Origin of the sequence: Anabaena sp. FACHB-1391 (assembly GCF_014696755.1) — a bacterium.
Lineage (GTDB): Bacteria > Cyanobacteriota > Cyanobacteriia > Cyanobacteriales > Nostocaceae > Dolichospermum > Dolichospermum planctonicum.
In genome coordinates, this window is record NZ_JACJQS010000032.1 from 44,016 (window position 1) to 57,036 (window position 13,021).

The 13,021-nt window shown below is 39.3% G+C and carries 9 protein-coding genes; 8 read left to right on the forward strand and 1 reads right to left on the reverse strand.

Annotated features, from left to right (window positions below; genetic code table 11):
• The first annotated feature begins 132 nt into the window (after positions 1-132).
• The 6 genes from psaA (at position 133) to H6F62_RS15200 (ending at position 10,608) form a co-directional block, all read left to right on the forward strand.
• Positions 133-2,391, forward strand: a complete 2,259-nt coding sequence (gene psaA, locus H6F62_RS15175; RefSeq protein ID WP_137909330.1) for a photosystem I core protein PsaA — start codon at positions 133-135, stop codon at positions 2,389-2,391.
• 120 nt (positions 2,392-2,511) lie between these two features.
• Positions 2,512-4,743 (forward strand): photosystem I core protein PsaB, encoded by a 2,232-nt coding sequence (psaB, locus tag H6F62_RS15180; protein WP_137909329.1) that lies wholly within the window; start codon positions 2,512-2,514, stop codon positions 4,741-4,743.
• Between the two features lie 394 nt (positions 4,744-5,137).
• Positions 5,138-5,608 (forward strand): transposase, encoded by a 471-nt coding sequence (locus H6F62_RS15185; RefSeq protein ID WP_190372396.1) that lies wholly within the window; start codon positions 5,138-5,140, stop codon positions 5,606-5,608.
• Between the two features lie 145 nt (positions 5,609-5,753).
• Positions 5,754-7,109 carry a ParA family protein gene (locus H6F62_RS15190; protein ID WP_190372397.1) on the forward strand — a complete coding sequence of 452 codons (1,356 nt, stop codon included), beginning with the start codon at positions 5,754-5,756 and terminating at the stop codon, positions 7,107-7,109.
• Between the two features lie 3 nt (positions 7,110-7,112).
• Positions 7,113-7,649 carry a hypothetical protein gene (locus tag H6F62_RS15195; RefSeq protein WP_190372398.1) on the forward strand — a complete coding sequence of 179 codons (537 nt, stop codon included), beginning with the start codon at positions 7,113-7,115 and terminating at the stop codon, positions 7,647-7,649.
• Between the two features lie 334 nt (positions 7,650-7,983).
• Positions 7,984-10,608: a DNA polymerase III subunit alpha gene (locus tag H6F62_RS15200; protein WP_190372399.1), complete on the forward strand. Its 2,625-nt coding sequence runs from the start codon at positions 7,984-7,986 to the stop codon at positions 10,606-10,608.
• A 148-nt stretch (positions 10,609-10,756) separates the two neighbouring features.
• Here H6F62_RS15200 and H6F62_RS15205 read toward each other — a convergent pair whose 3' ends face one another.
• Complete coding sequence (locus tag H6F62_RS15205) at positions 10,757-11,368, reverse strand: prolyl oligopeptidase family serine peptidase (RefSeq protein WP_190372400.1); 612 nt, start codon at positions 11,366-11,368, stop codon at positions 10,757-10,759.
• A gap of 120 nt (positions 11,369-11,488) precedes the next feature.
• Here H6F62_RS15205 and H6F62_RS15210 point away from each other — a divergent pair, with 120 nt between their 5' ends.
• Together H6F62_RS15210 and H6F62_RS15215 are read left to right on the forward strand one after the other, a co-directional pair.
• Complete coding sequence (locus H6F62_RS15210) at positions 11,489-11,719, forward strand: carboxypeptidase-like regulatory domain-containing protein (protein WP_190372401.1); 231 nt, start codon at positions 11,489-11,491, stop codon at positions 11,717-11,719.
• A gap of 62 nt (positions 11,720-11,781) precedes the next feature.
• A complete protein-coding gene (locus H6F62_RS15215) occupies positions 11,782-12,288 on the forward strand; it encodes a DUF29 family protein (RefSeq protein ID WP_190372402.1) in 507 nt (168 codons plus the stop codon).
• The last annotated feature ends 733 nt before the right edge of the window (positions 12,289-13,021 follow it).

A 13,021-nucleotide genomic window follows, 5' to 3' on the forward strand; every position in this document is an offset into this window, starting at 1 on the left:
TATAATTCAACAGAAACAACTTTTCTTTTCCACACGACAACCGCATCGCTAAACCAGAGCAATCTGAAAAGAGCGACTGTGTTATTCTAGGTGGTATTCATGATTCCCCATTCCTTATAGAGAGGAGGTCGAATGACGATTAGTCCTCCGGAGCGAGAGGAAAAAAAAGCAAGAGTGATCGTTGACAATGACCCGGTTCCTACCTCATTTGAAAAATGGGCAAAGCCAGGGCATTTCGAGAGATCCTTAAGCAGAGGACCAAAAACCACAACCTGGATTTGGGACCTCCACGCCCTCGCCCATGATTTTGATACACATACAAGCGATTTAGAAGACATCTCCCGCAAGATATTCGCCGCTCACTTCGGCCATTTGGCTGTAGTAGCAATCTGGTTGAGCGGAATGTTGTTCCATGGCGCTAAGTTCTCTAACTACGAAGCTTGGCTGGCTGATCCATTAGGAGTCAAGCCCAGCGCTCAGACAGTTTGGTCTATTGTTGGACAAGACATTTTAAACGGTGATATGGGCGGCGGTTTCCGCGGCATTCAAACCACCTCCGGCTTGTTCCAAGTATGGCGTGGCTGGGGTATCACTAGCTCCTTCCAGCTATATGTAACTGCAATTGGCGGCTTGGTATTAGCAGGCTTGTTCTTATTTGCTGGCTGGTTCCACTACCACAAACGCGCTCCTAAACTGGAATGGTTCCAGAATGTGGAGTCAATGCTGAATCATCACTTATCAGTGTTGCTAGGCTGCGGTTCTTTGGGATGGGCTGGTCACTTAATCCATGTATCTGCACCAATCAACAAACTGTTAGATGCAGGTGTAGCAGCTAAGGACATCCCTCTGCCTCATGAATTGCTGTTTAATACAGCAAAAATGGCAGAACTTTACCCTGGTTTCGCTAGTGGTTTAACTCCTTTCTTCACTTTAAATTGGGGAGTTTATGCTGATATCCTCACATTTAAGGGTGGTTTAAACCCAGTTACAGGCGGCTTGTGGATGACTGATATTTCTCATCACCACCTAGCGATCGCTGTACTGTTCATCGTTGCTGGTCATATGTACCGTACCAACTGGGGTATCGGTCATAGCATCAAAGATATTCTAGAAGCTCATAAAGGTCCTTTCACTGGCGAAGGTCACAAAGGTCTTTACGAAAACCTCACCACTTCTTGGCACGCTCAGTTGGCTACTAACCTAGCTTTCTTGGGTTCATTGACAATCATCATCGCGCATCATATGTACGCGATGCCTCCCTATCCTTACTTGGCGACGGACTACGCAACACAATTGTGTATCTTCACTCACCATATTTGGATTGGTGGTTTCTTGATTGTTGGTGGTGCGGCTCACGCGGCCATCTTCATGGTGCGGGATTACGATCCTGTTGTTAACCAAAACAACGTTTTAGATCGCGTGATTCGTCACCGTGACGCTATCATTTCTCACCTTAACTGGGTTTGTATTTTCTTAGGCTTCCACAGCTTTGGTTTGTACATTCACAATGACACCATGCGTGCTTTGGGTCGTCCCCAAGATATGTTCTCCGACAGCGCAATTCAATTACAGCCAGTATTTGCTCAGTGGGTGCAAAACTTGCACACATTAGCTCCTGGTAACACAGCACCTAACGCTCTCCAAGTAGTTAGTCATGCTTTTGGTGGTGGAATTGTGGCTATCGGCGATAAGATCGCTATGATGCCCATTACTTTGGGTACAGCGGACTTCATGGTTCACCACATCCACGCATTCACCATTCACGTTACTGTTCTCATCTTGCTCAAAGGTGTATTGTACGCCCGCAGTTCTCGTCTGATTCCAGACAAGGCGAACTTAGGCTTCCGATTCCCTTGCGATGGTCCAGGTCGTGGCGGTACTTGCCAAGTTTCCGGTTGGGATCATATCTTCCTGGGACTGTTCTGGATGTATAACTCCCTATCAATTGTAATTTTCCACTTTAGCTGGAAGATGCAATCTGATGTCTGGGGAACAGTAGACCCAGATGGCACAGTAAATCACATTACTGGTGGCAACTTTGCAGAAAGCGCTATCACCATCAACGGTTGGTTACGTGACTTCTTGTGGGCGCAAGCTACACAAGTAATTAACTCCTACGGAACAGAATTGTCCGCTTACGGACTAATGTTCTTAGGCGCTCACTTTGTTTGGGCGTTCAGCTTAATGTTCTTGTTTAGCGGTCGTGGCTACTGGCAAGAACTAATTGAGTCCATCGTTTGGGCGCACAATAAACTGAAAGTAGCCCCAACAATTCAGCCTCGCGCACTGAGCATCACTCAAGGTCGGGCTGTAGGTGTGGCTCACTACCTATTAGGAGGAATCGCCACCACTTGGGCATTCTTCCACGCACACATCCTTTCAGTAGGATAAAAATCAGTGGAATTTTGGGTTTTGGATTCTAAGATTTTAGATTCAATCCAAAATCCAAAATCTAGAATCTAAAATTTTGCTGACACTTGATGGCTAAAGGTCAGAGGACAGATCACACCTATGGCAACAAAATTTCCAAAATTTAGCCAGGATCTCGCACAGGACCCGACTACGCGTCGGATTTGGTATGCGATCGCTACAGGCAATGACTTTGAAAGCCACGATGGCATGACGGAAGAGAATCTTTACCAAAAGATTTTCGCTACGCACTTCGGTCACTTGGCAATCATCTTCCTGTGGGCATCCAGCCTCCTGTTCCACGTGGCCTGGCAAGGTAACTTTGAACAGTGGATTAAAGATCCCCTGCACGTCCGTCCCATTGCCCATGCAATTTGGGACCCTCACTTCGGTGAGGCAGCAATTGAAGCTTTCACCCAAGCGGGTGCAAGCAATCCCGTAAACATTGCTTACTCCGGTGTTTACCACTGGTGGTACACCATCGGGATGCGGACAAACGCCGAACTATACACTGGTTCCGTTGGTTTGCTCCTGTTGGCGGCATTGTTCCTATTTGCTGGTTGGTTACATTTACAACCCAAGTTTCGTCCTAGCCTCTCTTGGTTCAAGAGCGCTGAACCCCGTTTGAATCACCACCTCGCTGGTTTGTTCGGTGTTAGCTCCTTAGCTTGGACTGGTCACTTGGTTCACGTTGCTATTCCTGAATCCCGTGGTATTCACGTGGGTTGGGATAACTTCCTGAGTGTAGCTCCCCATCCAGCAGGTTTAACTCCTTTCTTCACAGGTAACTGGAGCGTTTACGCTCAAAACCCTGACACCGCTGGCCATTTATTTGGTACTTCCACCGGTGCTGGGACTGCGATTCTCACCTTCTTGGGCGGTTTCCACCCCCAAACAGAATCCTTGTGGTTGACTGACATGGCTCACCACCACTTGGCGATCGCAGTTTTGTTCATCATTGCTGGTCATATGTACCGGACTAACTTCGGAATTGGTCACAGCATTAAAGAAATGCTTAACTCCAAATCCGGTTTATTACCTGGTACAAAGAGCGAAGGTCCTTTCAACCTCCCTCACCAAGGTCTTTACGACACCATCAACAACTCCCTGCACTTCCAGTTGTCATTAGCTTTGGCATCTTTGGGAACTATTTGTTCCTTGGTAGCGCAGCATATGTACGCTCTGCCTCCTTATGCGTTCATCGCTAAGGACTACACAACACAGGCAGCATTGTACACCCACCACCAGTACATTGCTGGTTTCTTGATGGTTGGTGCTTTTGCTCACGCAGCAATCTTCTGGGTTCGTGACTACGACCCCGAACAAAACAAAGGTAACGTTCTTGACCGGATGTTACAGCACAAAGAAGCGATCATCTCCCACCTTAGCTGGGTATCTCTCTTCTTAGGCTTCCATACCTTGGGCTTATACGTTCACAACGACGTAGTTGTGGCCTTCGGTACTCCTGAAAAACAAATCTTGATTGAGCCAGTATTTGCTCAATTCATCCAAGCTGCCCAAGGTAAAGCTCTGTATGGCTTGAATGTACTGTTGTCTAACCCCGACAGTATTGCTTACACCGCTTACCCCAATGCTGGTAACGTTTGGTTGTCTGGCTGGTTAGATGCCATCAACTCAGGCACAAATTCCTTGTTCCTGACCATTGGCCCTGGCGACTTCTTGGTTCACCACGCTTTCGCTTTGGCTATCCACACCACCACCTTGGTACTTGTTAAGGGTGCTTTGGATGCTCGTGGTTCTAAACTGATGCCCGATAAAAAGGACTTCGGTTATGCGTTCCCCTGCGATGGTCCAGGCCGTGGCGGTACTTGCGATATCTCCGCATGGGACTCTTTCTACCTGTCTATGTTCTGGATGTTAAACACCATTGGTTGGGTAACTTTCTACTGGCACTGGAAACATCTAGGGATTTGGCAAGGTAACGTTGCTCAGTTCAACGAAAACTCTACCTACCTCATGGGTTGGTTCCGTGATTACCTCTGGGCTAACTCTGCTCAGTTGATTAACGGTTACAACCCCTACGGCATGAATAACTTGTCTGTTTGGGCTTGGATGTTCCTTTTTGGACACCTCATCTGGGCTACTGGTTTCATGTTCCTCATCTCTTGGAGAGGTTACTGGCAAGAGTTAATTGAAACTTTGGTTTGGGCGCACGAGCGTACTCCTTTAGCTAACTTGGTTCGCTGGAAGGATAAGCCAGTTGCTCTGTCTATTGTTCAAGCTCGTGTGGTTGGTTTAGCTCACTTCACTGTTGGCTACATCGTTACCTATGCAGCGTTCCTCATTGCTTCTACTGCTGGTAAGTTCGGTTGATCTTGACTACTGGTTGTAGGTAAGTAACAAAAAAATTCCCTGCCGCAAGGTGGGGGATTTTTTTAATGGGCGGGCAGGATGCCCACCCCACAAGAGGATTTTTTTAATGGGCGGGCAGGATGCCCACCCCACAAGAGGATTTTTTTAATGGGCGGGCAAGATGCCCACCCCACAAGAGGTGTAAACTATAAGAAGCCCACAAGAGGTGTAAACTATAAGAAGCCCACAAGAGGTGTAAACTATAAGAAGCCCACAAGAGGTGTAAACTATAAGAGATGTATATAAACTACAAAAAATAAAAAGAATGTAATTTTCTGTTTAGAGGATGGGAAATATAAAGATAGGGCAGGCAAGATGCCTATCCTACAATAAACCTAGAAAATATTTTTCTGTTATGGAAGAAGCAAGGTTAAAAATTTACCATAGGATGTTACCTCATTGGGAGTTAGATGGGGCAAGTTATTTTATTACTTTTAATACTTGGGAAAAGTTAGAACTTAACCCAGAAGCTAGGGAAATAGTTTTGAATAGTTGTTTATTTTTTAATAATCAAAGATATAAGATATTTGTCTTTGTGGTGATGATAGATCATGTACATTTACTGATGCAGCCTTTACTTAAATCAGAAAATGAGTATTGGTCTCTTAGTAGCATTATGAGTAGTATTAAAGGTTATAGTGCTAAACAGATTGCCAAGGTGATGAAACATATAGGAACTATTTGGCAAGATGAGCGATATGACAGAATTGTCAGAAATGAAGAAGAGTTTCAAGCATATTGGCAATATATCAGACAAAATCCTGTAGAAGCAGGACTGTCATCAACACCAGAAGATTACCCTTACTTGTGGCAAACCTCAGAATAACCTCAATTATTACATCCTCTCTCTTGTGGGGTGGGCATCTTGCCCGCCCTTTTGCTTTATCAGCAAATTTCAGGATTTGTGGTGTCAAAAAAGCTTGTCATTAAGCTTACTATAGTATTAATATAAAAATGATGTTTGTTTAATTATGGCTGAGTTATCTTCAGAATGGAACAATGAGGCTTATGTCTCTCTACATCTGGTTGAAGAAATGCTACGTATGGCAGGTTTACCTCCCCGCAGTAGCTATTCCCATTGGTATCCAGAGTTTAAAATAAAAGTTCCAAAAATAACTGCAAATGGTTTTGTAAGGGAAACTGACAAAGAAGTTGATTTTTTAATTGAGGATTTGGGTAGATATGTCAATTTTTTAGTTGAGGTTAAGTCAGCCAAAGCTCGTATTGATGATGATGCTCGTACTCAATTAAAAACATATCTCAAATATTCAAATACAAGATTTGGGATATTAATTGATCCTTTTTCAGTTGAGATATATGAGTACACAGAATGGCCACCAAATCTAATGTGTACACATACTATACAAGACCCTAAAAAAATTCAACCTGTAGCATATTTTTTAAAAAGCTTCCTGGATAAAATTAAAATGCGTACTATTGCAATTCATACATCAAAAGGGGGCGTTGGTAAAACGACGCTAGTGGTCAATCTCGCCTATGAACTAGCAACTCAAGGTAAAAAAGTTTTAGTTATTGACTTGGATGATCAAGCTAATGCCAGTCTATCATTAGGAGTCAACAAAGCTGATGAATTTGATCATGCTTCTAGTTTGGAAGAATTTGAAGAAATCTTAGAATCTTTCAAGGATAGAAAAGAAGTTGTAGAGTTTTTGAAAGACTACGACTTGCCAAATTTTAAGTATAGAGAATATATCCACTCTTCTTTAGCACTGAACCAGATTATAAGTAAGACTAGTGATGGAAGAGTTGATGTCTTACCCAGTAGTTACAAAACCGTAGATGCTGCACTTGCAAACTTAGGTGGAATTCGTGAAAAGCGTCTAGATAAAGCACTGCGACAATCTGGAATAGCTAAAGATTATGATTATGTAGTTATTGACACTCCCCCTAGTGCGACTACTATTGCTAGTAATGGGTTATATGCAGCCCAATATGTGGTGATACCATCCCAAATGGAATATCTTTCAGTTTATGGTATCAGAACTCCTATCAGGAGAGCTAGGGAAGTCCAAGAAGAAAACGGAAAAAGGGGAGTAATTCTTGGTATTGTTCCAATGATGACTGAAAAAAATGTCAAGCTTCATACTACTATTAAGCAATTAGTAGAACAAACATTTCAGGGTATGACGATTTTACCAGAAATCAAGCGAGCTACTGCTGTTGGACAAGCATCTAAGGCACGTTCTCCCCTTTCTTTATATGCAGAACATAATACTGGAGCAGGTGAGGTAGCACATCAATTCTCTGCCTTAACCAAAGAGATAGTTACCAGAATAAATCAGATTGAAAGTGCTATAGGAATTTAAAAAATGGTAAAGCTTTATAAAGGTATTGAAAGCCAACCTAGTCTTGTTGTATTAAATCAGATACAGGTAGCTCAAGAAAATTCGGGAACTTCAAGATTGACTCTTAATAAAATAGCTGAAAACATAAAAGAAGCGGGTTTCAACTTGATTGTTCCATTTGTTTCTATAACAGATGAGGAAGACAAATATCACTTATTAACAGGGTTAGCAATTTATGAGGCAGCTATTATTGCTGGAATAGAGCGAATTTGGGTATTTATAATTGCAGCTAAACAACCAGAAGCAGAAAAATTTATAGAACCAGCTTTTTTGCAGTCAAAACTAAATGACAGAGTGATTGAGCCTCAAGATTTGACAGGTTTCTTGGAATTTATCAATAATAAAAATTCTGATTTGAGGAAGATTCCAGGGGTTAAAGATGGATATGCAAAGCTAATTTCGGGTAAACGTCCTTATATTTCTCAAGAAGATATGCAGAAAAAGCTAGGTGCTAAAAGGTCTTTAAATTGGCTTAAAGCATATAAGCAAAAGAATAGTTAAAATCCTCCAAATTATTTTGGATTTTATTAATTTAAGTGATCATACCTTTTTTAATTCAGGTATTTTCAATTGAATTTATATAATGGGGGTGGGCATCTTGCCCACCCCACAGGAGTTTTTGAAGATTTGGATTTGCATATTAAATACTAAGTAGCTTATTAAATGCTTATTATCAGGCTAATTACAAAACTATATATCCTAAAATTAAATTAGCTATAACAGTCGCAACATTGATGTTAAATTATAACATACCTGGTTAATTACTCCCTTCCCGGCATAAAATATTAACTAAAAAGTGTTAGTTGAAAATCCCCTTACTTTACCAAATACTAATATGTCCTTTGTTCCCTTACATATTCACAGTGATTACAGCTTGCTTGATGGTGCTAGTCAATTACCAGAATTGGTAGATCGAGCGATCGCATTAGGAATGAAAGCGATCGCCCTCACAGATCATGGTGTCATGTATGGGGCTGTGGAACTGATCAAAATCTGCCGCAGTAAGACGATTAAGCCAATCATTGGCAACGAAATGTATATCATTAATGGTGAAATTGACAAACAAGAACGTCGTCCTAAATATCATCAAGTCGTATTGGCAAAAAATACTCAAGGGTATAAAAATCTAGTTAAATTAACTACCATTTCTCACCTGCAAGGAGTACAAGGTAAAGGCATTTTTTCCCGTCCTTGTATTAATAAGGATTTACTGAAACAATATAAGGAGGGGTTAATAGTCACCAGTGCTTGTTTAGGGGGAGAAATTCCCCAAGCAATTCTGAGTAATCGGCCAGATATAGCTAGGAAAATTGCCAAATGGTATAAAGAAGTATTTGGTGAAGATTTTTATTTAGAAATTCAAGATCATGGTTCTCAAGAAGACAGGATTGTGAATGTAGAAATCGTCAAGATTGCCAGGGAATTAAACATTAAATTTATCGCCACAAATGACTCTCATTTTATCTCTTGTTTTGATGTAGAATCCCATGATGCCTTATTATGTATTCAAACCGGTAAACTCATTAGCGAAGATAAAAGAATGCGGTATAGCGGCACAGAATACCTGAAATCATCTGAGGAAATGCACCAGCTATTCCGTGACCATTTAGCCGATGATATCATTGCCGAAGCGATCGCCACAACAGAAGAAATTGCTGATAAAGTTGAACCTTATCACATCATGGGTGATCCACAAATTCCCACACCCACAATCCCTTCAGGACATACAGCAGATACTTATGCAGAGGAGGTTGCATGGTTGGGACTTTTAGAAAGATTAAATCGCAAATCTCGCAACGAAGTAGATCCAGTCTATAAAGAAAGATTAGAATATGAATTAAAAATGATTCAGCAAATGGGATTTTCCACCTACTTTTTAGTAGTTTGGGACTATATCAAATTTGCAAGAGACAATAATATTCCCGTTGGTCCAGGACGGGGTTCTGCGGCAGGTTCTTTAGTAGCTTATGCTATGAGAATTACGAATATTGACCCGGTACATCATGGTTTATTATTTGAAAGATTTCTCAATCCCGAACGTAAATCAATGCCGGATATTGATACAGATTTCTGCATTGATAAACGAGATCAGGTAATTGAATATGTCACTGAAAAATATGGGGTTGAGAGAGTAGCCCAAATTATTACTTTTAACCGACTGACATCAAAAGCAGTGTTAAAAGATGTCGCTAGAGTGTTAGATATTCCATACAATGAATCTGACAAAATGGCGAAAATGATTCCTGTAGTCCGGGGTAAACCTACAAAATTGAAAGTGATGATTTCCGATGAAACCCCCGAACCAGAATTTAAAGCCAAATATGATAATGATCCCACTGTGCGGCGCTGGATTGATATGGCCATGCGCATTGAAGGGACTAACAAAACCTTCGGTGTTCATGCTGCTGGTGTGGTTATTTCCGCAGAACCATTAGATGAACTTGTTCCTTTACAACGCAATAATGACGGTTCTGTAATTACCCAATATTTCATGGAAGATTTGGAATCTTTGGGATTATTAAAAATGGACTTTTTGGGTTTACGGAACTTAACCCTAATTCAAAAAACCATTGATTTAATTGAACAAAGTCAAGGATATCGTATTGATCCTGATGAAATCACAAAACAGGAAAGAAAGGCACAAAAAATATTAGCTAAAGGTGAACATACCAGCTTACCAAAAGATGTGACTAAAGCTTATTCACTATTAGAAGCAGGTGATTTAGAAGGCATATTTCAATTAGAGTCTTCAGGGATGAAACAAATAGTGCGAGATTTGAAACCTTCTAATATTGAAGATATTTCTTCTATTCTTGCACTTTATCGTCCTGGACCATTAGATGCCGGATTAATTCCTAAATTTATTAATCGGAAACATGGACGAGAAGAAATTGAATATGATACTCAAATTTTAGAACCGATATTAAATGAAACCTATGGAATCATGGTTTATCAAGAGCAAATTATGAAAATTGCTCAAGATATGGCTGGTTATAGTTTAGGACAAGCTGATTTACTCCGTCGCGCTATGGGGAAAAAGAAAGTATCGGAAATGGAGAAACAAAAGCAAAATTTTATTGATGGTTCTGCAAAAAATGGTGTAAAATCCCAAGTTGCTGAACATTTATTTGGGGATATGTTAAAATTTGCGGAATATTGTTTAAGTTATGATACAGAAATTTTAACTGTTGAATATGGTTTTTTAGAGATTGGGGAAATTGTGGAAAAACAAATTGAGTGTCGGGTGTATACAGTTGATAGCAATGGCATACTTTATACTCAACCTATTGCCCAATGGCATCATCGGGGACAGCAAGAAGTCTATGAATATTTATTAGAAAATGGGGCAATTATTCGCGCGACAAAAGACCATAAATTCATGACTGAAGAGGGGGAAATGTTACCCATTGATGATATTTTTACCCAAGGATTAGATTTATTACAAGTGGCAGATTTATAGCAGAAGACAAGGAGCAGAAAAATATCTATTCCCTGTTCCCTGAATTGTTACGAGGGAATTTATAAATCAATCCAGTTAATCCCAAAACTCTTTTTGAAAACGAACCACAGAGTCACAGAGAACACAGAGAAAAGAGAATAATAAGTTCTTAGTTGGATGGTATTGAATTATAAATTCCCAAAACTCTGACTAAAAAACCCCATTTATCTGCTGCTTCTTCAATAATTTTTGTCGTTGGTTTACCCGCACCATGTCCGGCTTTAGTTTCAATTCTAATCAAAACAGGTGCATTACTACTATGGGCAGCTTGCAAAGCGGCAGCAAATTTTAAAAGTTGACCATTTTCACTAATAGAAATTCCTGAAAGGTCAACTGTACCATCTTCTGAAAGTTTGTTAAGATCAAGTAATACTCTTGGTTGTGCATCTAATGTAGGGAGAGTATAGAGAACACTTTGATTTTGCAGTCCATCATTTTTGAAATAAAAGTAATTATTACTTTGTTTAAATGGTGTTCCATATTTTTCATAATCCCAAAGTTTGGTAAGACGCTGTTTAATGTCTTCCCTCGCGGGAATTTCGTTTAAGTAGGTAAAGGTAACTTGATTTTGCGCTTCTACCCAAGCTTTTGTTTCTTGTGTATCTGGGTTTTCTAAAGTGCGATAAGGATCTGCAACCACAGTTCCATAATAATTATAATTATCTGTTTGATCAATTTTGCTAAGAGCGGGATAGCTAAAGGATGTTTTACAGTTAGACATAGATTCAGGATAGATAAACTGTTACTGTTATATCTTCCCATAATCTGATTGCAACTTGTTGAGTTATACAGGAAAATAAGCACAGATTCCTTTTACAAGTGGTCTGATAGGGGTCGAACTTTGACGGACTCCAAAGGAAACCCTATTGCTGGTGCTAAAGTTGAAGCTATTGATAATAGTTCCAAATCATCAGTTATATCTATTACGAATAATGCAGGTGTTTTCTATTTGGAACAGTTGCGACAAGGAAGTTATCAGTTAAAAGTCAATGGTAAATCTGCTGAACCTAATACAATTACAATTAAAGCAGATGCTAATACTTTACAAGAGTTAAATTTAAAATTACCCTAGTATGCTTTTTTGTAAAAGCTGTGTTATTATTAGTATGTGAATCATCCTGGAGGTTAACGAAAATGACTCAGGAATTAATAGACCTCAGAAACAGCATTTTACAAGGAAATTATGCCGATGCTTTAGCAATTATTGATGAATTAGAGGGAATGAGTAAACAGGCAATATTGAGAAATATAGAATCATTTTTAAAGATTTTACTAATTCACTTGATTAAAAATCAAATAGAACAGCGATTGACAAATTATTGGATGGCTTCTATTCGTAATTCAATTAGAGAAATTCAAAAAATCAATTTGAAAGAAAATAAAAAATCCTATTATGTCAATTATGATGAATGGGAAAATTTAATAGAGGAAGAAGTAATTGAAGATGCGATCGCTGATGCTAGTATAGAAATCATGAATGGTAAATATACCCGTTCTCAATTATCGGAGATATTAGATAGAAAGCCAATTATAACAACAGCTATGACATTTTTATTTTTAACTTATACCTATTCACCAAAAGAACTACCAGCTATTATGGATGATTATCTCAGTCAGTTAGCAAATGATAAAAATTGGTAATTTTTCGTTATTTTTTGGTTTTTATGCTTTTCCATACTCTAGCAAATAATTGACTAATGGTACGGAAGTGATCATATAATTTCACAGTATAGTATAATTAAAACTTATATAAAATCAATAATACTTTTAATATTCATAACTTAGGAAAATTCAAGTTTAGATTTTCTTAATAATTAATTGAGAATTATTTTTATTTAGCAACGAGCTTGCAATACTTGCGGCGATTTGCTAGAATTATTGAGAATTTCATAATTGGGGTATTATTGTCAATTTTGCACCCTGCTCAAAAGATGATCTGCAAAAGTCTTTATTGATAGTCGTTTCAGAGATATATTTTGAAAAAAAATACAAAACTTTACAAATTAGCAGTGGGTTGAAAGAGTAAATTGGGGAAAAATTATTGAGCAAATAATGTACTTTTATCAGTAGAACTAATGTACTATTGACAAATAGGATAACTTATGGTACATGAGGATAGTTTTTGGTGGTAGGTAGGGTTAGTAAGCAGCTAAGGATTTCTGAGAATTTAGTTTTCGTTAGTGCACTAAAGCTCTATATATTGTATCTATAATATGGAGACGTTTCATGAAACGTCCCCACATGGTTTTTGGGAGATATTGAGAAACTACACCCAACTAACAATAAAGTCCTGGTTAGTGAGATTTAGTCCAGGGGAAAGTTGAGCTAATGCTACCTGTGAACCAGAACCCAAAGCATCAGCATCAAAATAGAC

Coding starts and splice junctions, on each gene's coding strand:
- psaA (WP_137909330.1), top strand. CDS start 133: ATGACGATTAGTCCTCCGGAGCGAGAGGAAAAAAAAGCAAGAGTGATC.
- psaB (WP_137909329.1), top strand. CDS start 2,512: ATGGCAACAAAATTTCCAAAATTTAGCCAGGATCTCGCACAGGACCCG.
- H6F62_RS15185 (WP_190372396.1), top strand. CDS start 5,138: ATGGAAGAAGCAAGGTTAAAAATTTACCATAGGATGTTACCTCATTGG.
- H6F62_RS15190 (WP_190372397.1), top strand. CDS start 5,754: ATGGCTGAGTTATCTTCAGAATGGAACAATGAGGCTTATGTCTCTCTA.
- H6F62_RS15195 (WP_190372398.1), top strand. CDS start 7,113: ATGGTAAAGCTTTATAAAGGTATTGAAAGCCAACCTAGTCTTGTTGTA.
- H6F62_RS15200 (WP_190372399.1), top strand. CDS start 7,984: ATGTCCTTTGTTCCCTTACATATTCACAGTGATTACAGCTTGCTTGAT.
- H6F62_RS15205 (WP_190372400.1), bottom strand. CDS start 11,368: ATGTCTAACTGTAAAACATCCTTTAGCTATCCCGCTCTTAGCAAAATT.
- H6F62_RS15215 (WP_190372402.1), top strand. CDS start 11,782: ATGACTCAGGAATTAATAGACCTCAGAAACAGCATTTTACAAGGAAAT.